We start from the raw sequence: 25,912 nt of genomic DNA on the forward strand, positions 1-25,912 counted from the left end.
AATCAGATATGTAAAACACCCGCCCGCACAGCGGGCGGGTAGACGACGAAGGTATGGGCGATGCCCGCCAATAACAGCCAATAGCAGCGCCAATAAGGCCAATTCTCGACGATCATCCCATAGGCGGCGAACCCCCAGATGGCGAGTATCGAGAGTCCACCCAGGACGAATAGCCCGAGGGGTTCCGGCAAAGGGTCGCGATATCCGGGCTGGCACAGTGGCTTGGCGAATATCGCCGCCCAGGCCAGGAACAAGCCCAGGCCCACGATACCGCCCTGCATCAGTATTTCCAGGTAGGTATTATGCAACTGCCCCATCATCCGCCCGTTGTCGGTCTGGTTGACGAGTTCCTCGCGGTCGGCCAGTTTGATCAAATACGCGGTGGAACCCGGTCCCCAACCGAACCACGGACTTTCCCACCATTTTTCCAGGCCGAAACGCTGCACATAATATCGGTATTTGAAGGAGGACAGCGGCAGGTCGGCGGTATCGCCGCCCAGGATTTTCGCCACCACCACGCGGTCGGCGGCGATGCGCTCCCCGATCCTATCCGTGTTGAGGGCGATGCCCGCGCCGACCAGGACCAGGGCCAACACCAGGATGTAGGGCCGCTTGGCCCCGGCCCCTTCCTGGCCCCATGATCTGCGGACGCGGTGGGCGACGCTGGCCGCCACCGCCAGCGCCAGGGCGATCCAGGAAATCCGGGACTGGCTCGCCACCAAGGCGTAGACCGCCAGATAAAGGCCACCCCCGAAAAACAACAGCCGTGGCCACAGCCTGGGCGTGCCCCACACGGCCCGCAGCGCCGGCTCCGCGTATAGGAGCAACCCCAGCAAGGCCGTGGCCCACACCAGCCCGGCGCAGCCCGCCCGCATCTGGAAGCCGGTCTGCTGGCCGACCCGGAAGGCCCAGAAGTCGCTCCCCCGCAGGTGCAAGGCCGCCCCGAACACCAAACCGGCGAACGCCGCCACCAACACCAAGCCGACCCGCCCGGGCCGGCCTTGCAAAACCCAGGCCAGCGCCGGGAACCCCAGGCACAAGGTCCATTGGCCGAGGAACCGGAGTTGGACCAGCCAGGTTTCCGGGAAACGGATGGCGGCCCAGGCGGCTTCCACCGCCAGATAGGCGCACAACGCCAGGGAACAGCGCAGGAGGGGGTCGCGGCGGAAGGATTGGCGGGCCCCAGGGGAAAACAGCGCGGCCAGGAAGACGAGTCCCAGGCCGGACGCGCTGGCCAAAGGGGCGCAAAACGCCAACAGGGCGAAGACCATCAGGCCCAATTGGGCGAACACGTCGGCGGGATGCGCAACGGCGTCCGGCCCCGCGCTGGAACGCCCCCCCTTCAAAGCCGGGGTTCCTTGCCCGGCTCCAGGACGGCGGGAGGTCCATGGCATGGACGCGGACCGGAGCCGGTTCCGCCGTCCATCCCCGTCAGCAACGCCATTCCCGCCATAAGCCACCCTGTCGATGATCGATCACGCCCGTCCGCCGACCCCGGCGATACCGGCAAAGCGGCCCATTTAACTCGACCGGCTACGCAAACGCAAGCCGCGCAAGAGGTCCAGGGCGACCGGGAAATCGAAGCCGTCGATGCGGCGCTCCAGGGGCATGACCGGCACCTCGCCCTGGACGAGGACCAAGAGCGGCCGCAATTCCCGCCACACGTTCATGGCCCGGATATCGTCCTGGTCCAGCAGGAACTCCAACTCTGCCAGCAAACCTTCGAGGCGCTCCGGGTCGGGCGGTTGCGAGGCCGGCCGGGCGACCCTAAGCGTTTGGACCTCGGCGCAGGTCGCGGCCAGGCTCTCGGCCAGCCCGTCCAATTCTTCCTCCAGGCCAACGGCGTCCCGGCCCTCGCGGATATGGACCTCCAAATCTTGGGCCGAGCGCCACACGCGCTCCGCGCCCAAGGTGGCGGCGGCGCTCTTGAGCGAATGGGCCATGCGCTCCGCCGTCTCGCGGTCGTCCCCGGCCAGCGCGGCCCGGAGCGCGCCGGCGTCATCACCGTGCAACCTGGCGAAACCGCCCAACACCTGGTGGTAATGGTCGAGCCTGCCGCCGAAGCGCCGCAACCCGTCTTCCTGGTCGATCAAGCACGGAGCCCCGGACCGGGCGGCGCGTTGGCATTCCATGGCCGCGAACGCCGTCGGCAGCTGGGCCGGATCGGCGGGTATCCAGCAGGCCAGGGTGGCGTAGAGGTTCTCGGGATCGACCGGCTTGGCGACATGGCCGTTCATCCCGGCATCCAGGCAGAGCTGGCGGTCCTCCTCGAAGGCGTTGGCGGTCATGGCGAGGATGGGCACGCTCCGGCCCGCGTCCAGCGCCCGGATGCGGCGGGTGGCCTCCAAGCCGTCCATGACCGGCATCCGCATGTCCATCAGGATCAGGTCGTAACCGCCGGTCCGCGCCTGTTCCACGGCCTCGGCCCCGTTCCCGGCCACCTCCACGCTAAGCCCGGCCTCGTCCAGCAAGGCCAGGGTCACTTCCTGGTTGATCGGGTTGTCCTCGGCTAGCAAGACCCGCGCCCCGGCCCGCAGCCGGGGTCGCTCGCCCCCCGCGTCCGCCGCCGGCAAGGCCAGCCCGTGTTTCAAACGCGCGGTGAACCAGAACAGGCTGCCCTGCCCCGGCGCGCTGACCACGCCGACCTCGCCGCCCATCATCCGCACCAGATGCCGGTTGATGGCCAGCCCCAGGCCGGTGCCGCCATAGAGCCGGGTGGTGGAGTTCTCGGCCTGCTCGAACGCCCCGAACACCCGCGCCTGCTGTTCCTCGGAAATACCGATGCCGGTGTCCTGCACCTCGAAGATCAACAGGGCCGAATCCGCATCCTCCTCGATCACCCCGGCCCGGAGGGTGATGCCGCCCTGCTCGGTGAACTTGACGGCGTTGCTCAGGTAGTTCAGCAGGATTTGGCCCAGGCGTAGCGGATCGCCCAGCAAGGGCAGGTCCAACAGGCACGGATCGATCTCCTTGACGAGCAGCAGGTGTTTCTGCCTGGCGCGTTCGGCCACCATGGCGTAGGCGTGTTCGGCGATGGAGAACACGTTGATGGGGATTTCCTCCAGCACCAGATGCTCGGCCTCGATCTTGGAGAGGTCGAGGATATCGTTGATGATCCCCAGGAGGTGCTTGGCCGAGCTATCGATCTTGCCGAGCTTGTCCAGGTGGGCGGTGTCGGGCAGTTCGCGCTGCAACAGATAGGTGAAGCCCAGGATGGCGTTCATGGGCGTGCGGATTTCGTGGCTCATGTTGGCGAGGAACATGCTCTTGGCCCGGCTGGCGGCCTCGGCCTCCTGGCTGGCCTTGGCCAGTTCGGCGGTCCGCGCCGCGACCCGCGCCTCCAGGTCGGCGTTCAGCGCCAGGATTTCGCGCTCGGCGCGCTTGCGCCCGGTGATATCGCGCAGGAAGGCGAGCAGGGTCTGGGAATCGGCCTCCGGCATCACGCTCATTTCCACATCGACGATCTGGCCCGATTTGGTGCGGTGCCGGGTTTCGAACACCTCCCAGCCTCCCGTGTGGGTGCGGGCGCCCCGGCCCGCCTCGTCGTATTCGATATCCAAATCGACCACCCGCATCGACAGCAGCTCCTCCCGCGCATAGCCGCTCATCCTGACGGCGGCTTCGTTCACGTCCAGCAGCAGCCCGGTGCCGGCATCGACCACCCAGAAGCCGTCGTTGGTGGTGGCCAGCATCCGGGCGTAGCGGTCCGCCGCCCGCGCCAAACCGGCCTCGGCCCGCCGCCGCCGCTCCTCCCGGTCCAAGGTTTCCAGGGCGAAGGAAATATTGGCCGCCGCCCGTTCCAGCAGGGCCGCCACCCCGCCGTCGAACACCCCCGGCTGGCGGGCGTACAAGGTCAAAGCCCCGCCGACCCGCCCGTCCCAGTGGATGGGCAGGCTGGCCGAGGCCACCCAACCGGCCCGCGCCGCCGCCGCCCGCCAGGGCCGGGTACTCTCGTCCTGGAAAAACTCCTGGCAAATCTGGATGCGGTCTTCCCGGATCGCGGTGCCGGTCGGACCCCGGCTTTCCGGGCAGGCGTCCCCGACCCGGATCGCGACGCTGTCCAGATAGCCGGTGTCGTCGCCCACGGCGGCCACCGGCACCACGGTCCGGGTCGGGAGGTCGAGCCAGCCCACCCAGGCCATGGCGATCTGGCCGGTGTCCACCAGGATGCGGCAGACCTCCCCGAAAATCTCGTCCCGGGTCCGGCTGAGCAATAGCGCCTGGTTGAGCTGGCCCAGCGCCGCGTACAGGCGGTTGAGCGATTCGACCTCGCTCTCGCGCTTGCGGCGGGCTTCCACTTCCTCGCGCAATTGCCGCTCGGTGCGCTTGCGCTCGGTGATATCGGTGATCGCCCCCAACAGGCGCATGGGCCGTCCCCCGGCGTCGCGCAGGGCCTCGCCCCGCGACAACACCCAACGGTATTCGCCATCCTTGTGCCGGAGGCGGAATTCGGCCTTGTAGGGTTCGCCCGCCTCCAGATGGCGGCGGACGGCTTCCTGGACGGTGTCCCGGTCGTCCGGGTGCAGCCGCTCGAAGAAGCTGGCCTCGGCGTCCGGCATTTCGTCCGGGGCGAACCCCAGGATGGCCTTCCAACGCGGGGAAATATAGGCCGCGTGGGTTTCGAGGTTCCAATCCCAAATCCCGTCGTTGATGCCACGGACCACCAGGGCATAGCGTTCCTCGCTGGCGCGGCGGGCGGCCTCGGCCTCGTACAGGGATTGGTATTCGGCCCGTTTTTGCCGCGACCACAGCCCCCATAGCGAGACGGCCAGCAAGCCCGCGCCCAGCACCGGCATCCCCAGGCTGGCGGCGACGCGCTGACGCCCTTCCGCCAGGGCCTCGGCGGTGTCGATCTTGGTGATCAGGAACCAGGAGGACTCCGGCACCGGCGACAACAGGGCCACCACCTCCCGGTTCCGGTAGTCCCGCGTATAGACCACGCCGACCTGCCCCCGCACCGCCCGCACCGAGGGCAGCCAGCTTTGCTGGGGGGGCATATGGAAATCCAATTCGGCCTCGGCGCGGTGGCGGAGCGGACTCAGCACCAAAGCCCCGCCCCGGTCGCGCCGGACCAGGAAGCTCTCCAGGGTGGCGCTGGCGATGGGCGCGGACAGCAGCAAGGGATAGAGCGACTGGCGGGCATCGATGATCAGTTCGAGCGCCCCGACCGGCCGGCCCTGGTCGAACAGCGGCGCGATGAGTCCCAAATGCGGGAAGCCATGGTTGGGATCGTAGTGCAGCTCGGTGAGGATGGGACGGTGTTCGCGCAAGGCCAGTTCGACAAAGCTGCGGTCCCTGTCCCCCTCGGCGTCGGTGACGCCGGTGAGGCTCGGGCCGATACGCCCATCCGGGGCCACGAACAACACATCCCGGTAGCCATGGTGCCGCCCGAGGCTCTGGAACTTGGCGAGGACTTGCCGCCCCAGTTCCGGCTTGGGCGTGGCGCGCCAACGGGTCAGGGCCGTGATCAAGAACGGATCGTCCATCAGCGTGCCCGCGTTGCCCAGTTGCTGTGCCCGCCAAGCGCTCAGCGCCTCCACCTTCAAGGTTCCGAGCGTGTTGAGTTCGGTCTCGACCTTTTGCCGCAGTTGCCCGACCTGGTCATGGTAGAACGCCACCCCGGCCACGCCACCCAAGCCCAGCACCAAGAGCAAGACCAAAAACCCCGCCAACAACGGCCCGTGGCTGTTCGCGGGCAGCCGGCCCTTGAATGGCCCCGCCGTGTGCATAGTCCCCTCGCTAGGCAAAATAGGCATTGAAAACCAGGAAGATGGCGTGGATGTTCCGCGCGCCCGGCCCGGCCCATGGCGGATGGATTCCGGCATGACCACGGACACCAAGGAGCATACCCGCATCCGCTTGGGCACCCCTCTCGTGTCCCACGCGGATGGCCGGACCGGTGATTATCAAATTCTATCAAATATTCCAGGAATTTGGCCAAAAAAAACCGTGCCGGACGCACGCCGTATCATGCCCTAGTGGCTTATCCCCCACCCCGGCTTACAATAAGGATTCCATCCACTTCCGGCTCCCCCGACCATGCACCGCCCCCGCATCCTCCCCGCCCTGTTCCTGCTGCTCGGACTGGCCCGCCCCGTCCTGGCCGCGACCCCGCCCGAGACCCTCCGCATCGGCGTGCTGGCCTTCGGCACCTTGAACTGGGAACTCGCCACGATCCAAAGCGAAGGACTGGACCAGGGCCGGGGCGTCCGGCTCGAACCCACCCCGCTCGCCAGCGCCGAGGCGGGCAGGATCGCCCTGCAAGGCGGCAGCGTGGACATGATCGTGGGGGATTGGATTTGGGTCGCCCAGCAGCGCGGGCAAGGGGCCGATTTCAGCTTCGCGCCCTACTCCACCAACCATGGCGCCCTGATGGTTCCGGCCGGCTCGCCGATCCAGGGCATCGCCGACCTCAAGGGCAAGAAGCTCGGCATCGCCGGCGGCGGTTTGGATAAGAACTGGCTGCTGTTACGCGCCCTGGCCCGGCAGCGGGACGGGCTGGACCTGGACCGGGCGGTCGAAAAAACCTTCGGCGCCCCGCCGCTGCTGAACCAGCAATTGGAACAGGGCAAGCTCGACGCCGTGCTGAACTATTGGAACCCGGCCGCCAAGCTGGAAGCCCAGGGCTACCGGCGGGTGTTGGACGGGCACGGGCTATTGAAGGGCTTGGGGGTGGAGGTGCCGGTGCCGGCCTTGGGCTATATCTTCCACGAGCGCTGGGCCAAGGCCCACCCCGCCACCTTGGACGCCTTCCTGAAGATGGCCGCGGAGGCCCAGCGCCACCTGTGCGAATCCGACGCCGCGTGGCGCAGGATCGTCCCGCTGACCCAGGAAAGCGACCCCAAGGTCCAGGACGCCCTGCGGCGGGATTATTGCGCGGGCCGGGTCGTGGGCTTCGGTCCCCAGGAAATCCGGGCCGCCGGGGAAATTTACCGGCGGCTCGGCGAGGTCGCGGGCGGCGCGACCCCGGCGGTGGGCGGCACGCTACCGGCGGGCGTGTTCTGGACCCCGCCCGGCCCATAGCGCAACCCTACCGATAGCCGCGCCCCATAAGTTGCTAGACTATGGCAACGGGCGCGGAGCCGCCCCCTCCCTATCCCCCAGCACCCGCCGACCGCCCATGTCGTTCCAAAGAATCAGCCTGCTTATCCTGGTGATACTGTCCTTCGCCGCCGCCTCGTGGTACCTCGTGGACACGCTGTTCCCGCCCATGCCGGAACCCGTCCCGCCCCCGGAAGCCGCGCCGGCCACCCCCCCGCCCCCCCGCGCCGCGGCGCAGCCAACGCCGCGCCCGGTATCGCCGCCGTCCGCGGCGCGTCCGGTACCGCCGCCGCCCCAGGCCGCGCCCACCACGGAAGAGGAAGAAGACCGGACCGAACAAGAGGAGATGGATGCCGCCCTGGCCCAGCTCGGCAGCCCCGATCCGACGCAACGCCTGGAAGGGGCCGAGATCCTGGGCGCCTATCCCAGCGAGGAAACCGAACTGGCCCTGGCCCAGGTGCTGAACAGCGACCCGGAGGCCGATGTCCGCAACGCGGCGGCGCAGAGCCTCGGCTATGTGGAACAGCCCTCGGACGACACCGTCGCCGCCCTGATGGCCGCGCTGGAGGATCAAAACGAGGAGGTCCGGGCCAGCGCCCTGTCTTCCCTGGAGGATTACCTCGCCGCCACCGACGAAGGCTCCAAGCGCTACCGCCAACTCGACGCCGGACTCCGGGCCAAGATGTCCAACCAGGGCACGCCCAAGGATATCCGGGAAGCCATCCACGATATCCTGCAAGACCAGGCGGAACAGGCCACCCACTGAGCCCCGGCCCGTCCCTCACCCCAGGGGCGGGAACCCGGCCAGCATGTCCCTGATCCCCTGCCGGACCGCCGGTTCCACCCGTTTTGACCGCGCCGCGCCCTCGAGTCCCCGGTACACCTCCCGGAACCGCGCCGAGCCGGGGTCGAGGTGGTCGAGGTAGGCCGACAGGCTGGCCAGCGCCGCCGCCTGAACCCCCTCCCCGGGCCATTCCACCGCCTTCAGCAGCAGGGCGACCGTGGCCGCTTCCGGCTCCTTGAACGCCATCAGCGCCCGCAGCGCCGCGACCTGGGCCTCGGCCCGGCGCGGCGCGTCCAGGAACCGCAGCAGCGCCCGCTCGGCTTCCGGCGTGGGGTAGGCCGCCAATTGCTCCGCCCCGGCGATCTGCGCCTCGGCCTCCGGGCTGTCCAGCATATGGGAAGCCGCGGCCACCTGCCTATCCACCAAGCGCCGCTGTTCGGCGGCTTGGTCGGGCGTGGGCGCAAGGCCCGCGCCCAGTCCGGCGGCCAGGGCCGCGAGGTCGGGCGGCGCGGGCGGACCGGCGGCGGGGGGCGGGTTCCGGCGGTCCGTGGCGCAGGCCGCGAGCAGGCCCGCCAAGAGCAGGATAGGCAAGGACTTGTTCGGCATAAGCATGTCGGAGGCATTAAAAAAGCGGGCGCGACCGCCCGCTTCCGGTCCATTGACCAACCCGGACCGTCCCGTATCAGGGAGCCATCAGGGTGCCGTTGCCCGCGTTGGCGAAGGGCAAGGAGTTCGGGCACATCGGGTGCGCCCAGGCGTTCCAGTAGGCGCCGAGCCCGCCCGTGCTGCTCCCCATGACCAGTTCGTCGCCCACCGCGGCGTTGGGCAGCAGGTTGCCCTGGGCCGCGCTGTACACGGTGCCGTCCGCGCCGTAGTTGAACGTGGTGATGCCCACGGTGCCCGCGCCCGGATGCGCGTTCAAGGCCCCGCGCACCTGCCATGCGAAAGCGTGGTCGCGGCAGGAGGTATCGCCGGACACGCCGATGGCCCCGATCTTCTTGCCGTCCTTGTACAGCGCCAAGCCACCGCCGAAGACGTTGATGCCGCCGATACGCTTGCCGACCAGGGGGTCGGTCTCGGTGCCGTACAGCTTGGGGGAACCCAGATAGGCTTGGCTGGCATCGACCGGGTTGCTCGCTTGCAGGCCGTAGAGGCTGCCGCCCGGCTGCACCGGGGTGTAGAGGTTGGCGGTGGAAATGGCGTAGCCGTCCAGGCTGAAGGCGTTGGCGGTGAAGGCCTTCTGGGCCGAGATCACCCGGCTGCCCAACCATTCCCGGTTGCCCGCGAAGGGGCCTTCCCTGCCGTTGGTTTCGACCCGGCAAACCAAGCCGGTCTCATCGACCAAAGTGACCCACATTTTCAAGCCATAGCCGCCGGTTTTGGCCTTAGCCGCCGCCGCGATAGCATTTTCCAGGTCGGTGTCGGAAACATCGCTGCACTTGGCCCAAACCCCGGAAGCCGAAACGGCCAATAGCGCGGCGATAACGCCGCCGAGTATCTTCTTATGCATTTGTCCACTCCAATTCTTCTAAGCCTATTAAGACGCGGGTCGATCCCGCAGAATCGACCGGGCAATTATCCAAGCGGCGATTCGGATTACAAGGGAATCCGCCCAGTTTTTTGAACAAGCCCACAAAACCCCGCCGCCCCGCGCCCATGCCATCCAACCCCAGGGTTCCGGTGGATCGCCACCGGGCGGCCTCCCAAACCCCACCCCTCCGAATCCACGACGAATCGCCGCCATGTCCAATCACCGCAACAAAATTATCGCCGCCGCCTGGATTACCGGTTTGTCCATAATGGTATTTACCTACCAGGAAACCATCGCGCCACCTGGGAATCACCCCGTCCCGGAAACACCACAGGGACCTGCCGATACCCCACCCCCCCAGGTATCTCCCCGGTCCGTGGTTCCCCAGGCGCCCGGCCCATCCTCCATAGCGCCGCGCCCCGCATCCCCCGCCAGGGAAGACGAAACCCCCGCCGTACGGCAACGCGATTCGGCCCTGGCCCGGCTCGGTGACATCGACCCCGAACGCCGCGCCGACGCCGCCGAGCAACTCGCCGCCTACGCCGACCGGGCGGCGGAAACCGCCCTGGTCCAAGCGCTGGCCGGCGATCCCGTGGCCGAGGTCCGCGTCGCCGCCGCCCGCGGCCTGGGCCATGTCCGCAAACCCAATCCAGCCACCTTGGACGCGCTGTTCGCGGCGCTGCGCGACCCGGATATCGCGGTGGGGATGGCGGCGGTGGGCAGCCTCGGCGGGTTCCTCGCCCATAGCGAAACAGGGACCAAACGCGACCGGGCGCTACGGGCCGGATTCCAGGCCAGGGCGGCGGCGGCGGACGTTCCCGCCGCGATCCGGGAAATCCTGCGCGACGCCGTGGCGGGACGGGACGGGCCTTGACGGCCCGGCTACCGCGTGGGCCGGCCCAGGCGCAACCTGGGCACGGCGGCCAATAGCTTGCGGGTGTAGTCGTGGGCCGGTTCGTACAACACCTGGCGGGTTTCCCCGAGTTCGACGATGCGGCCCCGGTGCATCACCGCCACCCGGTCGGCCAGTTCCGCCACCACCGCCAAATCGTGGGTGATGAAGAGATAGCTCAAGGCCCGCCGTTCCCGTAGTTCCTTGAGCAGCTTGAGGATTTGCGCCTGCACCGAGACATCCAAGGCGCTGGTCGGTTCGTCGCAGACGATGAGCTTGGGTTCGACCGCCAGGGCGCGGGCGATGCAGATGCGCTGGCGCTGGCCCCCGGAGAACTCGTGCGGATAGCGCAGCCGCGCCGCCACCGGCAAACCCACCGCCCGCAGCAAATCCCCGCAGCGCTCGCGCCGTTCCCCGGCCCCGAGTCCGGGACGCTGGGCGCGTAAACCTTCCTCGATGATATCGCCCACCACCATGCGCGGGTTCATGGACGAATAAGGGTCTTGGAACACGATCTGCATCTCGGCGCAGCGCTTGCGCCGCGCCGCGCCCGCCAGTCCCGCGATTTCCGCGCCCTCGAACCGCACCCGCCCGCCGGAGGTTTCGATCAGGTTCAGGATGCCTTTGCCCAGCGTGGTCTTGCCGCAACCCGATTCGCCCACCAGGGCCAAGGTCTCGCCCTGGCCCAGGCGGAACGATACCCCGTCCACCGCCCGCACCTGGTCCACCGTGCGCTGCAACAGCCCGCGCTTGATCGGGTAATGCACGCGGAAATCCTCGACCTCCAGCAAGGCCGGGCCGGTTTCGGCGCGGGCGGGCCGGTCCAGGCAGGCGTCGAGCCGGGGCATGGCGGCCAGCAACTCGCGGCTGTAAGCATGGTTCTGGCGCTGGAAGAATTCGGGACCGCCCTGCTCCACGATCCGGCCCGAACGCATCACCGCCACCCGGTCGGCCAGTTCGGCGACGATGCCGAAATCGTGGGTGATGAGCCAGAGGGCCATGCCGCGCTCCCGGCGCAGGCGCTTGAGCAATTCCAGGATTTGCGCTTGCAGGGTCACGTCCAGGGCGGTGGTGGGTTCGTCGGCGATCAGGAGTTCGGGTTCCCCGGCCAGGGCCAGGGCGATCATGACGCGCTGGCGCATCCCGCCGGAGAGCTGGTGCGGGTATTCGTCCAGATGGCGGGCCGGATCGGGCAGGCCGACGTGGTCCAAAAGCTCCAGGGCGCGGCGGCGCAGGGCCGCGCCCTTCAAGCCCAGGTGCAGGCGCAGGGTTTCGCCGAGTTGCCGCCCGATGGCCATGACCGGGTTGAGCGAACTCATGGGGTCCTGGAACACGATGCCGATGCGCCGCCCGCGTATCCCGCCCATGGCGTATTCGGGCAGGGCGAACACCTCGGTCCCCCCCAGCCGCACCGAACCGCCCCGGACGCGCCCGTTGTGCGGCAGCAGGCGCAGCACCGACAAGGCCGTGACCGATTTCCCCGAGCCGGATTCACCGACCAGGGCGAAGCTTTCGCCCCGGCCTATCCCGAAGGACACGCCATCAACGGCGGGGGTGTGGTCCGGGCCTTGTTGGAAGCCGACGCGGAGGTCGGTGACGGTGAGCAGCGGGGGCGCGGGCGGACGGGTATCCATGGTAATACCGGGGCGTGGTGGTGGGCGGGGCCATGATACAGGGGCGGCGCGGGACCGCCTATCGACCGCGCCCGCCCCGCCAGGACGGAACCGATCCCCGGCATGGCCGGGTACCGGAACACCCGGCCCGGTCCTTGGGCCAGGACTTGCCGATCCGGGCCTCCGCCCTGGCTCAAGGGACGCGCGCCGCGGCCCTCATCCCTTTTGGCGGGTGCGGGTCCGTGGATGGCTGCCATAATCAGGGGGGCTTTCCCTGCTTATCCCTAGACGACGCTGTTCCGTGCCATGCCCTTTCTGAAATCCCTGAGCAACGACGAGTCCTACGAAAGCGCCGAACGCTTCCGCAAAATCATCGAACACGCCCCCATCGGCATGGCCATCGTGGCCTTGGACGGGCGTTGGCTCGAAGTCAACCTGGCCCTGTGCAAGCTTGTCGGCTACACCCCGGAAGAATTGGCGGAAACCACCTTCCAGGACATCACCCACCCCGACGACCTCTCCTCCGACCTCGCCAATATCCAGCGCCTCCTGGATAACGAGACCGATGTCTACCAGATGGAGAAGCGGTACATCCACAAGGGCGGCTGGACCCTCTGGGTCTTGCTCACCGCCTCCCTGCTGCGCGATGCCAACGGCGCGCCCCTCTATTTCATCTCGCAAATCCAGGATATCTCCGAACGCAAGCGCACCGAGCAGGCGCTCCTGGAAAGCGAGCGGAAATTCCGCGCCATATTCGACCAGACCTTCCAGTTCATCGGCCTGATGACGCCGGACGGGACGCTGGTCGACGCCAACCGCACGGCGCTCGAATTCGCGGGGCTTTGGGAATCCGACGTCATCGGCAAGCCCTTCTGGGAAACGCCCTGGTGGACGCATTCGAAGGAACTCCAGGCGAAGCTGCGGGAGGCGGTGGCGAAAGCGGGGGCCGGCGAGTTCGTCCGTTTCGAGGCCACCCACATGAGCGCCGAGGGGCGGATCCATTATGTGGACTTCTCCCTCAAGCCGATCCTGGACGGGGATGGCAAGATCAGCCTGCTGATCCCCGAAGGCCGCGATATCACCGATCGCAAGGCGCTCGAATGGCGGCTGGAACACATGGCGCATGTCGATCCGCTGACGGGGATGAACAACCGGCGGCGCTTCCTGGAATTGGCGGAGCTGGAATTCGAGCGCGCCCGGCGCTACCAGGGGAAAAACTTGTCGATGCTGATGCTCGACCTGGACCACTTCAAGCAAATCAACGACACCCATGGACACCCCGCGGGCGACGCCGTCCTGCGGAAGGCGGCGCAGGCCTGCCGCGAGAGCCTGCGCAACGTGGACACGCTGGGCCGGCTCGGGGGGGAGGAATTCGCCGCCCTGCTCCCGGAAACCGCTGGCCCGAGGGCGCTCCAAATCGCGAAGCGGGTATGCCGGGTGATCGCCGGCACGCAGGTGGCGCTGGACAACAAGCCCCCGATCAACGTCACGGCCTCCATCGGGGTGGCGAGCCTCTCCGCGGGGGATACGGGCGTCGGCACCCTCCTGGAACGCGCCGACGCCGCGCTCTACGAGGCCAAGCACGCGGGACGGAACCGGGCGATGCTGGGGGACTGAGCAAGCCCGCCGCCCGCCTAGAACGGCCTCAAGGTATACGGGACGGGATCGGTGACGGCCTCGCCGGGCTTCTTGTTGGCGATCTGCACGAACTGCCGCGCCCAGCGGTCCATGATGCCCTTGGCCGGGCCGTACCAAGTGAGCCGGGTCAGGTCCAAGGGCCCGACATCGGCCATGTCGCGGTCGGCGAAGGTCGCGACCACCTCGCCGGTCTGCAAATCGCGCAGGCGGCCCTCGAACGCCGCCCGGCGCTGGTTCACCGCGCCCATGGCCGAACCCGTGCCGATCGGCCCGGCCCAGGACAGCGCGTGCAGGACGGGGGTCGAGGGGTCGATCTCGATCAGGGCCAACTCCAGCCGCAGGGCCGGGCGCCGATGGTCGGCGGGATTTTCCAGGACCATGAAACGGTGGTTGGGGTCGTCCTTGAACGCCTTCACCAAGCGGTCATGGAAATACACGGCGAGTTCGGCGATATCCTTCTTCACATCGCCGATCCAACTGGCCGAACTAGCCTTGTGCAACCAATCCATCTCCATCATGTACTGGGTGTTGACCGGCGCGACCACCAGTTCGCCATAGCCGCCCTTGTCGAAGCCGGGCTTGATCCAAACCTTCTGGAACGGCAAATCGTTACGATGGGAGGCTTGCTCCGGCTGCCAGATGAAGCCCTGGTCGGGAGCGGGCGCGACGGCCTGGGCCTTGACCGCGTTGGCCCCGTCGCGGACGCTGGAACAGGCGGCGAGGGCGATGCACAGGACGGACAGGCCGGGGAAGCGGACGGGATTCTTCATGGATGGGGATTCCTCGCGGGACGGGTGGATGGATGAATCCCATAGCTTACGCGATCCCCCGGCCTCGTCCCCACCGGTCCCGGCTCAAAAGCGGGAGAAGCCCCGTTCGTTGCACTCCCTGTCCGCGCCGTCCCGAAGCCGGACCTGGGGATGGAAAGGCTCCAGCCTTGCCGTGTGGCGCGGAACCGCGGGGTGCTTGTCCTCGGCTGCCGAGGTTTTGAAGAAGCCCAGGGTCCGCTGCAATTCCATGGCCTGCCCGCTCATCTCCTCCGCCGTGGCGGACAGTTCCTCGGAGGCCGAGGCATTCTGCTGGGTGGTCCGGCTCAGTTGGTTCATGGCTTCCGCGATCTGCTTGGCACCGGACGCCTGTTCCTCGGAGGCGGCCGCGATTTCCTGCACCAGGCCGGCGGTCCTCTTGATCGAGGGCACGATCTCGCCCAACAGCGTCCCGGCCCGCTCCGCCATGCCGACACTGGATGCGGCCAGTTCGCCGATCTCCTGGGCGGCGATCTGGGAACGCTCGGCCAGCTTCCGCACCTCGGCGGCCACCACCGCGAACCCCTTGCCATGCTCGCCGGCCCGCGCCGCCTCGATGGCGGCGTTCAGGGCGAGCAGGTTGGTCTGATAGGCGATATCGTCGACGATGCCGATCTTGCCGGCGATCTGCTTCATGGCCTGGACGGTCCGGGCGACGGCTTCGCCGCCTTCCACCGCCTCGCGGGAGGATTTCTCGGCGATGTTGTCGGTGATCTTGGCATTGTCCTTGTTCTGGTTAATGGAGGCCGCCATCTGCTCGGTGGAGGAGGAGGTCTCCTCGACGCTGGTGGCCTGCTGGGAAGCGGCCTGGGACAGGGATTGGGAGGTATCCCGCAATTGCTCGGACGCGCAGGACAAGGTGCCCACCAGGTTGCCGACTTCGGATAGGGTTTCCGCCAGCTTGCGCAGGCTGGCGTTGATCGTCTCCTGCAAATCCAGGAAAGTGCCCCGGCAATCCCCGTCGACGGTGGCGGTCAGGTCGCCCCCGGCCACGCGGCCCATGGCCTCGCGGATGCGCTCCACCGGCCCGACCACGGCGTCGAGGGTGGCGTTCACGCCCTCGACGATCCCGCGATAGTCGCCACGGTGCCTGGAGGCGTCCGCACGGATGGCGAGCTGGCCCTCCATGCCGGCCTGGGACAACATCAGCGCGTCATCGACCAGGGCCTTGATATTGGTGGACATATGCGCCATGGCGGCCATCAGGCTGCCGGTATCGCCGGTCTTCAAGGTAATGGGCATGGACAGGTCGCCATCGGCGATGCGGTTGGCGATGGCGGTGGCCGTTGCTGGCTCGCCGCCCAATTGGCGCACGATGGTCAGGACGATGTAATAGCCGACCCCGGCGACCAGGAACGCCGTGAACAGCGTCCCGCCCCAACTTTGCCACACGGCGGCCGCTTGGATTTGCACGGCGTCGGCGGCGGCTTTTCCCGCCAGGTCGGCATTGTACTTGGCATGGTCCTCAATACTGTTTTGCAGGCTCCGGGCAGGATCGGTCAAGCGATCCAGGGCTTCCCGCGCCTGCTTTTTGTCCATGCCCTGGGAGAGCGCCAGCACCGTGGCAAGCCCGGCCTCGTATTGGTTCCATTGCGCCAAGTTGGCCTTGTACAGGCGGCGGTCCTCGTCGTCCGAGACCAGCGGTTCGTACGCCCTGAAGGCCGCCGCCAAGTCGCTCTTGGCGCTCTTCAACTCCTGATCCAACCGCTCCTGCTTGCTGCGGTCCTCGTTGAGTACGTGCCGGAACAGGCGAATCCTAACCACGCCAAATCTTTTGATGATCGAATTCACCGCGACCAAGGAAGGCACGCTATTGACATTGGCATAATTGGCCGCAGCGAATACCTGTTGGATTTGGTAGTTCGACAAGGCCGCCAGGCCGATCAAACCCAACAAGTTGAAGATGATCAGCAACAACATTTTCTTATGGATCGTCATGTTCAATATCCTGGAAAAACGGCAACCCTCAGCCGACGCAATGGGCCGCGCTGGCGCTTATCGCCGTTGCGGATGGATTCGAGGCGAAAGCGTATAAAAAACCATTGGGGCCAAACCCATCGAATCACTGGACCCTGACGCTGCCACCCACGGCGGACCAACCTTTCGCCAAGTCGCAGTTCGAATCCAAACCTTTCATCGATACCTCGACGGTGGAGGCGCTGGTGGCGGTGATGATCGTCAGTATTTCCGTGGAACATCCGCTTCCCATATTCACCCGGTGCTGGACCCCTTCGATTTTGGTGGGGGCGATATATCTGCCCACGAAGTAATGGGCAAAGCCATGGGCGATGTTGATAAAGGTGAGTTGCGTCCCTTCTTGGAAATAATTGATCGATTGACTGGGATCGCCATTCTCCTGCCATTGGCCCGATAAGTTGTATCTTGGTTTTAGCAAGGTCTCCGCAGAAGCGTCGAATACCCATATCAAAGCAGCTACCGACGCTATCGCCATGGCGAATCTTGTTGCTTTATTTTCCATACCGCTATCCTCCAATCACATACAAATATACGGCATTCCCCATAGACATATGTATCCATGAGAAAAAACCCCATGGTATTTCCAGGGGGCATGGAAGAGGTATAGAAGATTTTCCTAAAAGATCAACCCGGCCCGCGCGGTGCCCCGATACTCCTTCGTGAAACCTGGATTTCCCACAAGACTCCAAGCGTCTGGCCCAGGAGTCGGCTAGGGAATTGGCGTTTGGAGCGCGCCGAATATGCGCGGTTTTTGGCACAAGGCGAACGCCTAATGGACCGGGCTTAGACGCCCGAAATTTAACCGGCCTGATTGTCCCGTTTCGATAGCTCTAACTCTTCCAGGCGGCGCTCCATCTCGGCACCGTACTTGGCTTCTTCGGCATTCGCCACCATGACCCGCAACCTTCGCTCATCTTGTATCTGGTCCACGATGGCCTTGATCCGGTCTCGCAATTTCCCTATACCGTCATAGGGCACTCCCTGTTCATCGTCCGAAAACGTCTTGGGCACGATTTGGGCGCGAGGCAAATAAAAAAGGCTTAGGCGATGCGCCTAAGCCTTTGATTTTATTGGTGGGCCCTCAAGGACTTGAACCTTGGACCAAGGGATTATGAGTCCCCTGCTCTAACCAACTGAGCTAAGGGCCCTGAATGAAGCGCGTATTCTAATCCATATCGAGGAAACTGCGAAGCTGCTCCGAGCGCGAAGGATGCCTGAGCTTGCGCAAAGCCTTGGCCTCGATCTGGCGGATGCGCTCGCGGGTCACATCGAACTGCTTGCCGACCTCCTCCAGGGTATGGTCGGTATTCATATCGATGCCGAAGCGCATCCTGAGCACCTTGGCCTCGCGGGCGGTCAGCCCGGCCAATACCTGCTGGGTGGTTTCCCTAAGGCCCGCCACCGTGGCGTGATCGACCGGCGACAACACCCGCGAATCCTCGATGAAATCCCCCAGATGCGAATCCTCGTCGTCGCCGATGGGGGTTTCCATGGAAATCGGTTCCTTGGCGATCTTCATCACCTTGCGGACCTTGTCCTCCGGCATGTCCATCTTGGACGCCAGTTCCTCCGGCGAAGGCTCGCGCCCCATCTCCTGCAACATCTGCCGGGAAATCCGGTTCAGCTTGTTGATGGTCTCGATCATGTGGACCGGGATACGGATGGTGCGGGCCTGGTCGGCGATGGAGCGGGTGATGGCCTGCCGGATCCACCAGGTGGCGTAGGTCGAGAATTTATAGCCCCGGCGATACTCGAACTTGTCCACCGCCTTCATCAGGCCGATATTGCCCTCCTGGATCAAGTCCAGGAATTGCAGGCCGCGGTTGGTGTATTTCTTGGCGATGGAAATCACCAGCCGCAGATTGGCCTCGATCATTTCCTTCTTGGCGATGCGGGCCTGGGTTTCGCCGGCGGCGACGCGCTGGTTGATTTCGCGGATATCGCGGATCGACAGCCGGTATTCCCGCTCGATGTCGACCAGACGGGCCTGCGCCGCCTCGATGTCGCCGGCGTAATGGGCCAGGGCGGCTGCATAGGGCTTGCCGGAATCCAGCCAGCGCCGGACCCATTCGGGGTCGGTCTCGTGGCCGACGAAGCTGGCGAGGAATTCCGGCCTGGGCATCCGCGCCTTCTGCACGCAACAATCCTGGATGATGCGTTCCTGCCCCCGGACCTTGTCGAAAGCGCCGTGCAGGACATCGGTCAATTCCTTGAAGAACTGCGGGGTCTTCTTGAACTCCATGAAGCTCTCGGCCAGGGCGTCGCACGCCTTCTGGGTCTTGTCGTGGTGCGGGCCGTATTTTTGATGGGCGGCGAGGGCGGCTTTATGGCGCTTGGCGAATTGCTCCAGCTTTTGCTTCACCAACTCGGGGTCGGGTCCGGTCTCGGCGTCGTCGTCGGCGAGGATGCCGGGATCGGCTTCGGTATCGGCGTCCTCCTCCAAGGGCGGTTCGCCGGCGGCGGCGGGATCGAAGAAATCGGAAATCAGGTCGGACAGGCGGATTTCGCCGGCTTCGACGGTCTCGAACGCGGCTAGGAAGCGCTCCATCGCCGCCGGGAACCGCACCAGTTCGTGGGCGGCGAGGTTGATGCCCTCCTCGATGCGCTTGGCGATGCTCAATTCGCCCTCGCGGGTCAGGAGTTCGACCGTGCCCATTTCGCGCATGTACATCCGCACCGGGTCGGTGGTGCGCCCGAGTTCGGCGTCCACCGACGAGGCCAGGGTCGCCGCGACTTCCGCCGCCTCCTCCTCGTCGTCCTCGCTGATGACCGCACTGTCGGCGATCAGTTCGGCATCGGGCACGTCTTCGTGGACCTCGATGCCCATGTCGTTGATCATGCAGATGATATCTTCCATCTGCTCGGGATCGACCAGATCGCCCGGCAAGTGGTCGTTCACCTCGGAAAAGGTGAGATAACCCTGCATCTTGCCCTTGGCGATCAATTCTTTGATCTGAGATTGTTGCTGTTCCAGACTCATCAACCCAACCCGCTCGGCTATTTATGGTGAGACTTTCCTATACCCAAATTCCCCATTAATCACTAAGTCGCACAAACCTATCGATGGCCTCCCGTTATTTGATTTCCCCCAACAAGGTTAATAACTCTTCCCGCTCCTTGGGGCCGAGGGCCGTCAAGGGCTTGCTTTTCAGTTCGTCCAGCCGCTGGGCTTTGAATTGTCTTTCCAGTCCCGCGAGGGTATCGGCGAAGACTTCTTGTATTTTTTCGGGCGGCACCAAGGTATCCAGTCCCAGCAGCGCCGCGACGGTCTTGGCCTCCTGGGATTCCCGGAAATACTCCAGGATCGCGCCCGGCGTGAGGCCGGGGTGTTGGTCCAGCAGGCCGAGGATCCGGGCGGCGAGCTGGCCTCCTTTCCCGGTTTGGATCAGGTGCTGGCGGGTTGGTGCGGCGATGGTGGCGGCGAGCCGCGGATTTTGCAGGAGCAAAGCCAAACACAGCCTTAACAAGGAAGGTTGGCCGCGCTTGCCGCCGCCGCGCCGGGTTCCGACAAGCTTAGCCGAATTACGGGGCGATTCTAACGGCGTCTGGCCGACCAGTTCCATCAGCCGTTTCCGCATCATTTCGCGCAATTCGCCGGGGGGCATTTGCTTGATCAAGGGCTTGGCCTGGTTGACGAGGCCCGCCTGGTCCCCGGTATTGCCCGCCATGGCCGTGAGGTTCAGCCCTTGGGTCAAGCGCTCGAAGAAATAATGCGAGAATGGCTTGGCATTCTTGATCCGCGCCAGGAAAGCCTCGGTGCCCTCCGCCCGCACCAGCGAATCGGGGTCGTGTTGTTCCGGCAAGGCCAGGAAGCGCAGTTGCCGCCCGTCGCGCAAATGCGGCAGGCTGGCTTCCAGGGCTTTCCAGGCCGCGTTGCGCCCCGCCGTGTCGCCGTCGAAGCAAAACACCAGTTCGCCGGCGTAGCGGAATAAGAGGTTGATATGGTCGCCGGAAGTGGCGGTGCCGAGGGTGGCGACGGCGTTGGGGATGCCGAATTGGGCCAGCGCGATCACGTCCATATAGCCCTCGACCACCAGGATGAATTCCGGCTTCCTGACCGCGTTCAGCAGTTCATAGAGTCCATAGACTTCGTGGCTTTTCTTAAATGTGGCGGTTTCGGGGGAATTCAAGTATTTGGGCACCCCGTCGCCCAGTACCCGCCCGCCGAAACCCACCACCCGCCCGCGGCGGTCGCGGATGGGAAAGACCACGCGGTCGCGGAACCAATCGTAGGCGGCACCGCCCTCCTTGACCGTGACGAGGCCCGCCGCCTTGAGCGTTTCCGGCGGGAAATCCTGGGGCAGGACGCGGTAGCCCGGCGGGGCGTAGCCGAGGCGGTAGCGCTGGGCGATTTCGCCGGTGACGCCGCGGCCTTTCAGGTATTCGACGGCGCGGGCGGCTTCGGGATGGGTTTTGAGCTGGGTTTGGTAGAAGCGGGCGGCCCAGTCCAGCACGGCGTATAGATCGGTGGTCCGTTCCGGGCCCGGCGCGTCGGGTTTACCGGGGCGCGGTTCTTCCGGGATTTTGAGTCCGGCCGTATCGGCCAGGGTTTCCATGGCTTCGCGGAAGCTCAGGCGGTCGTATTCCATCAGGAAGCCGATGGCGTTGCCGCTGGCCCCGCAGCCGAAGCAGTGATAGAACTGCTTGTCGCGGCTGACCGAGAAGCTGGGGGATTTTTCGTTGTGGAAGGGGCAGCGGGCCATGAAGTTGCCGCCCGAGCGCTTGAGGGGAACCCGAGCGTCGATCAGTTCGACCAGATCGACGCGGGCGAGGACTTCTTGGATGAAGTGTTCGGGAATCTTGCCGGCCATCGTTCATGATCCGGCGGGAGGCGCGGTGCCCCGTGGCAGTCAGGCACCGAGCAGGCTTTTGACCCTGGCGCTGACCACGGTCATATCGGCCCGGCCCTGCATCTGGGGTTTGAGCGCGGCCATCACCTTGCCCATGCCGCCGACGCCAGTGGCTCCGGTTGCGGCCAGCGCGGCCTGGATCAGGGCGTCGATCTCGGTTTCGGTGAGGGCTTCTGGGAGATAGGTTTGGATCACCGCGATCTCGGCGCTTTCAATCGCCGCCAAATCCTCGCGGCCACCCGCTTGGTATTGGGCGATGGATTCGCGCCGTTGCTTGACCATCTTGTCGAGCAGGGCGACGACCTGGGCATCGTCCAGGCTGATGCGCTCGTCCACTTCGCGCTGCTTGATCGCCGCCATGATCAAACGGATCACGCCCAGGCGATCCTTGTCGCCACCTTTCATGGCGGCCTTCATGTCGGCTTGCAGGCTTTCTTTCAGGGAACTCATGGCGGGGAATCCAGGATCAGACTTGCGGACGGCCTTTGCGGAGGTTCTGCAGGGCGAAGCGTTCGCGGGAGAGCTTTTTCAGGTGGCGCTTGACGGCGGCGGCGGCTTTGCGCTTACGCTCTTCGGTGGGCTTCTCGTAGAACTCGCGGCGACGGACTTCCGACAGGACGCCGGCTTTTTCGCAGGCCCGTTTGAAACGGCGGATGGCGATTTCGAACGGTTCGTTTTCTCTGATCTTGATCGAAGGCATGTAGCTCCCCAAGGGTGTTAGCTGGAAATTGACAACCGGATATCCCGGCCCCGAATTAAAAGGGGATAATTATACGCTCTCGGCTCACGAAGGCAAAAAGCAATGTTCGTACTCGGCATCGAAACCTCCTGCGACGAAACCGGCGTCGCGGTCTACCACCCGCAACGGGGCTTGCTCGCCCACGCGCTCTATAGCCAAGTGAAGACCCATGCGGAATATGGCGGCGTGGTGCCTGAATTGGCCTCCCGCGACCACGTCAAGAAGCTGATTCCCTTGATCCGCCGGGTCTTGGGCGAGGCGGGGCTGACTCAGCGGGATTTGGGCGGCATCGCCTATACGCGGGGGCCGGGGTTGGTGGGCGCTTTGCTGGTGGGGGCCGCCGTGGCCCGGAGTTTGGCCTGGACCCTGAATATCCCTTGCGTCGGCGTCCACCACATGGAAGGCCATTTGCTCGCGCCGTTATTGGAAACCGACGCGCCGGAATTCCCGTTCATCGCGCTGTTGGTGTCGGGCGGACATACCCAGTTGGTGGAAGTGGAAGGCATAGGCGGCTATCGCATCCTGGGCGAATCGTTGGACGACGCCGCCGGGGAGGCTTTCGACAAGACCGCCAAGATGCTGGGCCTTGGGTATCCGGGTGGCCCGGAAATCGCCAAGCTGGCCGATGAAGGCCGGGCGGACCGCTTCGATTTCCCGCGGCCGATGACCGACCGGCCCGGCTTGGATTTCAGCTTCAGCGGGCTCAAGACCCACACCTTGACCACGCTCGCCACGACTGAAGGCACCCGCCAGGACAAGGCCGATATCGCGGCGGCGTTCCAGGCGGCGGTGGTGGATACTTTGTTGATCAAATCGCGGCGGGCCTTGCGGGAAACCGGGTTGAAGCGCTTGGTGGTGGCGGGCGGGGTCAGCGCCAACCGTTTGATGCGGGAAAAGCTGGATGAAATGGCGCGGAAGGAAGGTTATCGGGTGTATTTCCCGCGCCTCGCTTTTTGTGGGGATAACGGGGCGATGATCGCCTATGCGGGTTGCCAGCGCTTGTTGGCGGGCCATGTGGAACCGCCGGAAATCCGGGCTCAGCCGCGTTGGCCGTTGACCGAACTGACGCCGCCGTAGTTCATCCAGGTTTTATCCGGGTTGGACGGAAAGGCCCAATAGGGCCGTGACTTTGAACCCCTTATCGTTTGGTAATTGGTGGACTCTGACGCGATTTAGGGTCCAGCGCTTGCTGTCGTTGTACGCGGGGAACACCTACCAGTGTTTGCGTGAAGCCGGGGGACTCGAATTGCAGGCAGCCCTGCGGCCAATTGATTGGAAGGCTCCACCGATAGGACTCGAAACCCGTGGAAGAATGCAGCGCTTCCCTCTGGATGCCATTTATAGAAAACGGGCACATGCCAGCCGTTGGCGATTTGTAATCGAGATTGAATTGAAATCCAAAGACTTGGTGAAAGCGCAGCACCGCTTGAGAGACTGTGAATAAACACTCGTTGCTCGATTGGTGCCACTCAAGCATGTAATCGATATCCAAAACCAGATCGGCAACGCCATTCCCTTGGTCGAATAATTCGAACCTAAACCCATGGATATGGACATCGTGCCACGACATATGGTCAAAGTCTTCCGTGGACCAAGGACCGTGGGTATTCACTGCTTCTACCCTTTCTTGCCGATCTTGCTCTCCTCGCCCTTGAGCAAGCGTTCGATATTGCCTTTATGCCGCCAGAACAGCAGGGCGCTCATCACCACGGCGACGGCGGTCAGCGCGGGCGACTGCCCCGCCCACAGCCAGACATAGACCGGGGCCAAAGCCGCCGCCACCAAGGCCGACAGCGAGGAATAGCGGAAGGCGAAGGCCACGCCGATCCAGGTCGCCAGCGCCGCCGCGCCGACCCCCCAAGCGAACCCGCTCAGAATCCCCAAGGCCGTGGCGACGCCCTTCCCGCCCTTGAAGCCGAAGAACACCGGGAACAAATGGCCGATGAACGCGGCCAAGCCCACGCAGCCCAAAACCATGGGTTCCACGCCCACAGCCTTGGCGATCAACACCGGGATCAAGCCTTTCAGCGCATCGCCCAGCAGGGTGATGATGGCGGCCTTCTTGCCGCCGAGGCGCAGCACATTGGTCGCGCCGGGATTCTTGGAGCCCTCCTCGCGGGGGTCGGGCAGATCGAACAGGCGGCTGACCAGCACCGCGCTGGACAAGGAACCCAACCCATAGGCCAAAGGAATCAAAAGCCATTCCAACATCGCAGCACCACCCCGGTTGTAAAATTCGATCTTTTTATGCTACCAATTCCGCACACTCAACACAGGACGGATTGGCGATGGACATTATATTTCTCCGGGGTTTGCGGATCGAGACGGTGATCGGCCTCTACGATTGGGAGCGCAAAACCAAGCAGGCCGTGATCCTGGACCTGGAAATGGCCACGGATATCCGGCCCGCCGCCGCGTCCGACGATATCGCCCATACCGTCGATTACAAGGCGGTGTCGCGGCGGCTGATAAGCTTCGTCGAAACGAGCGGCTTCCTCCTGGTCGAAACCCTGGCCGAGCGCATCGCCGGGATCGTGATCGAGGAATTCGGCGTGCCCTGGCTGCGGCTGACCTTGAATAAGCAAGGCGCGATCCAGGGCTGCGACGTGGGCCTCGTGATCGAGCGCGGACGCAAGCCGGGACATGCCTGAGGTTTTCCTAGGGCTGGGCAGCGCCCGCGACCGGGAACGCCACCTCCCCGCCGCGCTGGCCGAATTGGCGCGGCTATTCGGTCCCTTGAAGGTGTCCAGCCTCTACGAAACGGCGGCGGTCGGTTTCGCGGGACCGGCCTTCCATAACCTCGTGGTCGCTTGCGAGACCGCGCTGCCCCCCGCCGCGCTCCTCCCCTTGCTCAAAACCATCGAAGACCGGCAGGGCCGGGTCCGACAAACCGACCCGCCCGTGCCGCCGACCCTGGATATCGATTTGCTGCTCTACGGCGATGTGGTGATGGAAGAAGGCAAGTTGAAGCTGCCCCGCGGGGATATCCTGCGCCATGCCTTCGTGCTGGAACCCTTGGCGGAAATCGCCCCGGACCACCGGCATCCGGTCGATGGCCGCCGCTATGCCGAGTTGTGGGCGGCGTTCGACAAGGCCGGGCTGGCCCGGACGCGGTTGCCGACCCCATGGGGACGGGGGGAATAGCGGGTTTTATAGGATCGCGCCGGGCGCGAACTGCGCGAAACACTGGCCCGCGTCAGCGGGCATTTCGGCGTCGTAGTACAAAGATATCAGCCTGAGCCGCCCAGCCTCCCCCAATTCCGGCCCCGGCAACAAGCCATGGAAACCCAGCCCGCCCAGCAGTTGATGGGTGGTGGTGAGGAACAGGCGCGACAGGCAACCATCCCGCACCATGGTTTCCAGCATCCGCGGCCCGGCGACGAGATACGGGGTGCGATAGCCCAGACCGCCCAATTGGCGGGTCAGGGCACCGCCTGCCACCGCCTTCCCCGGACCCGCGACCAGCACTTCGTAGCCTTGGTCCCGCCAGTACGCGACCTTGGCCGGGTCGGCCTTGGCGCCGGTGGCGATATAACAAGTCTGGCCGTGGGCGCGGAGCGATGGCGGCAGCGGGAAATCCAGGCTGGCGCTGGCGACCACCACGGCGGGCTGCGGCGGCAAGCCCTGGGCCTCGCGCCAAGCGGGCAGATCGTGCCCGGCTTCGTGCGCCCCGACTTGCAGGATATTCCCGAGCCTCCCCGCCGCCAGCGCCCGCAGATAGCCGCCATGGGTGACGAGGCAATCGGCCTGGGCGTGCAATTCCAGGAACAGCCGGAAATCGTTGGGCGAGGTCAGGCGTTTGGGCAGATAGGTCTTGCCCCCGGCGTCCTCCAGGGCGATGCGGCCATCCAGGCTGCTGACGAAATTGGCGTAGACGAAAGGAGCCGCCGGGCTGCCCAGCCGGTGCAGGCCGAGACCGAGATAAAGCCCTTCCAAGCCGACGGTGGCGGAACGCGGCGGGAAAAGGCCTAGCAGTTGGGGAAACGGGGGCATGGGGAAATCTCCGGGCCGGCGCGGTCCGATATCCCTTTTCTTCAAGGG

Annotated in this window: 22 protein-coding genes and 1 tRNA gene; 7 read left to right on the forward strand and 16 right to left on the reverse strand. The window is 65.3% G+C overall.

Annotated features, from left to right (window positions below; translation table 11 throughout):
- Nucleotides 1–2: 2 nt before the first annotated feature.
- Entirely contained in the window at nucleotides 3–1,394 is a 1,392-nt protein-coding gene (locus K5658_RS18920) for an O-antigen ligase family protein (RefSeq protein ID WP_221064629.1), read from the reverse strand.
- A gap of 126 nt (nucleotides 1,395–1,520) precedes the next feature.
- Nucleotides 1,521–5,756 carry a PAS domain S-box protein gene (locus K5658_RS18925; RefSeq protein ID WP_221064630.1) on the reverse strand — a complete coding sequence of 1,412 codons (4,236 nt, stop codon included), beginning with the start codon at nucleotides 5,754–5,756 and terminating at the stop codon, nucleotides 1,521–1,523.
- Nucleotides 5,757–6,039: 283 nt separating this feature from the next.
- Between K5658_RS18925 and K5658_RS18930 the strand changes: the two genes are divergently transcribed.
- A complete protein-coding gene (locus tag K5658_RS18930; protein ID WP_221064631.1) occupies nucleotides 6,040–7,023 on the forward strand; it encodes an ABC transporter substrate-binding protein in 984 nt (327 codons plus the stop codon).
- A 97-nt stretch (nucleotides 7,024–7,120) separates the two neighbouring features.
- Entirely contained in the window at nucleotides 7,121–7,807 is a 687-nt protein-coding gene (locus K5658_RS18935; protein WP_221064632.1) for a HEAT repeat domain-containing protein, read from the forward strand.
- A gap of 15 nt (nucleotides 7,808–7,822) precedes the next feature.
- Here K5658_RS18935 and K5658_RS18940 read toward each other — a convergent pair whose 3' ends face one another.
- Nucleotides 7,823–8,416: a hypothetical protein gene (locus K5658_RS18940; protein ID WP_221064633.1), complete on the reverse strand. Its 594-nt coding sequence runs from the start codon at nucleotides 8,414–8,416 to the stop codon at nucleotides 7,823–7,825.
- 91 nt (nucleotides 8,417–8,507) lie between these two features.
- The gene (locus K5658_RS18945) at nucleotides 8,508–9,335 is read right to left on the reverse strand and encodes a GlcG/HbpS family heme-binding protein (protein WP_221064634.1); all 828 of its coding nucleotides are present in this window, start codon (nucleotides 9,333–9,335) and stop codon (nucleotides 8,508–8,510) included.
- Nucleotides 9,336–9,732: 397 nt separating this feature from the next.
- Between K5658_RS18945 and K5658_RS18950 the strand changes: the two genes are divergently transcribed.
- On the forward strand, nucleotides 9,733–10,230 hold the full coding sequence (locus K5658_RS18950; protein ID WP_221064635.1) for a HEAT repeat domain-containing protein: 498 nt from the start codon (nucleotides 9,733–9,735) through the stop codon (nucleotides 10,228–10,230).
- 8 nt (nucleotides 10,231–10,238) lie between these two features.
- Here the strand turns inward: K5658_RS18950 and K5658_RS18955 are convergent, their stop codons facing one another.
- Nucleotides 10,239–11,882: an ABC transporter ATP-binding protein gene (locus K5658_RS18955; RefSeq protein ID WP_221064636.1), complete on the reverse strand. Its 1,644-nt coding sequence runs from the start codon at nucleotides 11,880–11,882 to the stop codon at nucleotides 10,239–10,241.
- 285 nt (nucleotides 11,883–12,167) lie between these two features.
- Between K5658_RS18955 and K5658_RS18960 the strand changes: the two genes are divergently transcribed.
- A complete protein-coding gene (locus tag K5658_RS18960) occupies nucleotides 12,168–13,478 on the forward strand; it encodes a diguanylate cyclase (protein ID WP_221064637.1) in 1,311 nt (436 codons plus the stop codon).
- 17 nt (nucleotides 13,479–13,495) lie between these two features.
- Here K5658_RS18960 and K5658_RS18965 read toward each other — a convergent pair whose 3' ends face one another.
- From K5658_RS18965 to rpsU, 9 genes are all read right to left on the reverse strand, one after another.
- Nucleotides 13,496–14,269 (reverse strand): DUF3313 family protein, encoded by a 774-nt coding sequence (locus K5658_RS18965; RefSeq protein ID WP_221064638.1) that lies wholly within the window; start codon nucleotides 14,267–14,269, stop codon nucleotides 13,496–13,498.
- Between the two features lie 84 nt (nucleotides 14,270–14,353).
- Nucleotides 14,354–16,243, reverse strand: a complete 1,890-nt coding sequence (locus K5658_RS18970) for a HAMP domain-containing methyl-accepting chemotaxis protein (protein ID WP_221064639.1) — start codon at nucleotides 16,241–16,243, stop codon at nucleotides 14,354–14,356.
- A 124-nt stretch (nucleotides 16,244–16,367) separates the two neighbouring features.
- Nucleotides 16,368–16,784, reverse strand: coding sequence for a hypothetical protein (locus K5658_RS18975; RefSeq protein WP_221064640.1), 417 nt, complete (start codon nucleotides 16,782–16,784; stop codon nucleotides 16,368–16,370).
- Nucleotides 16,785–17,080: 296 nt separating this feature from the next.
- The gene (locus K5658_RS18980) at nucleotides 17,081–17,236 is read right to left on the reverse strand and encodes a hypothetical protein (RefSeq protein ID WP_221064641.1); all 156 of its coding nucleotides are present in this window, start codon (nucleotides 17,234–17,236) and stop codon (nucleotides 17,081–17,083) included.
- Between the two features lie 117 nt (nucleotides 17,237–17,353).
- Nucleotides 17,354–17,430 (reverse strand) — tRNA-Ile (locus tag K5658_RS18985).
- 17 nt (nucleotides 17,431–17,447) lie between these two features.
- Nucleotides 17,448–19,262, reverse strand: coding sequence for an RNA polymerase sigma factor RpoD (rpoD, locus tag K5658_RS18990; protein WP_221064642.1), 1,815 nt, complete (start codon nucleotides 19,260–19,262; stop codon nucleotides 17,448–17,450).
- 94 nt (nucleotides 19,263–19,356) lie between these two features.
- A complete protein-coding gene (gene dnaG, locus K5658_RS18995; protein WP_221064643.1) occupies nucleotides 19,357–21,093 on the reverse strand; it encodes a DNA primase in 1,737 nt (578 codons plus the stop codon).
- Between the two features lie 39 nt (nucleotides 21,094–21,132).
- On the reverse strand, nucleotides 21,133–21,582 hold the full coding sequence (locus K5658_RS19000) for a GatB/YqeY domain-containing protein (RefSeq protein WP_221064644.1): 450 nt from the start codon (nucleotides 21,580–21,582) through the stop codon (nucleotides 21,133–21,135).
- A gap of 16 nt (nucleotides 21,583–21,598) precedes the next feature.
- Nucleotides 21,599–21,832, reverse strand: a complete 234-nt coding sequence (gene rpsU, locus K5658_RS19005; RefSeq protein ID WP_085215695.1) for a 30S ribosomal protein S21 — start codon at nucleotides 21,830–21,832, stop codon at nucleotides 21,599–21,601.
- A 102-nt stretch (nucleotides 21,833–21,934) separates the two neighbouring features.
- Here rpsU and tsaD point away from each other — a divergent pair, with 102 nt between their 5' ends.
- Nucleotides 21,935–22,948 carry a tRNA (adenosine(37)-N6)-threonylcarbamoyltransferase complex transferase subunit TsaD gene (tsaD, locus tag K5658_RS19010; protein ID WP_221064645.1) on the forward strand — a complete coding sequence of 338 codons (1,014 nt, stop codon included), beginning with the start codon at nucleotides 21,935–21,937 and terminating at the stop codon, nucleotides 22,946–22,948.
- A gap of 540 nt (nucleotides 22,949–23,488) precedes the next feature.
- Here tsaD and plsY read toward each other — a convergent pair.
- Nucleotides 23,489–24,082, reverse strand: coding sequence for a glycerol-3-phosphate 1-O-acyltransferase PlsY (gene plsY, locus K5658_RS19015; protein ID WP_221064646.1), 594 nt, complete (start codon nucleotides 24,080–24,082; stop codon nucleotides 23,489–23,491).
- Nucleotides 24,083–24,159: 77 nt separating this feature from the next.
- Here plsY and folB point away from each other — a divergent pair, with 77 nt between their 5' ends.
- Both folB and folK read left to right on the forward strand, forming a co-directional pair.
- Nucleotides 24,160–24,522, forward strand: coding sequence for a dihydroneopterin aldolase (gene folB / locus K5658_RS19020; protein ID WP_221064647.1), 363 nt, complete (start codon nucleotides 24,160–24,162; stop codon nucleotides 24,520–24,522).
- Entirely contained in the window at nucleotides 24,515–25,015 is a 501-nt protein-coding gene (gene folK, locus K5658_RS19025) for a 2-amino-4-hydroxy-6-hydroxymethyldihydropteridine diphosphokinase (protein WP_221064648.1), read from the forward strand. Before folB ends, folK begins: the two co-directional genes overlap by 8 nt.
- A 6-nt stretch (nucleotides 25,016–25,021) precedes the next feature.
- Here the strand turns inward: folK and K5658_RS19030 are convergent, their stop codons facing one another.
- A complete protein-coding gene (locus K5658_RS19030; protein WP_221064649.1) occupies nucleotides 25,022–25,864 on the reverse strand; it encodes a RibD family protein in 843 nt (280 codons plus the stop codon).
- Nucleotides 25,865–25,912: the final 48 nt, after the last annotated feature.

Origin of the sequence: Methylomagnum ishizawai (genome assembly GCF_019670005.1) — a bacterium.
Lineage (GTDB): Bacteria > Pseudomonadota > Gammaproteobacteria > Methylococcales > Methylococcaceae > Methylomagnum > Methylomagnum ishizawai.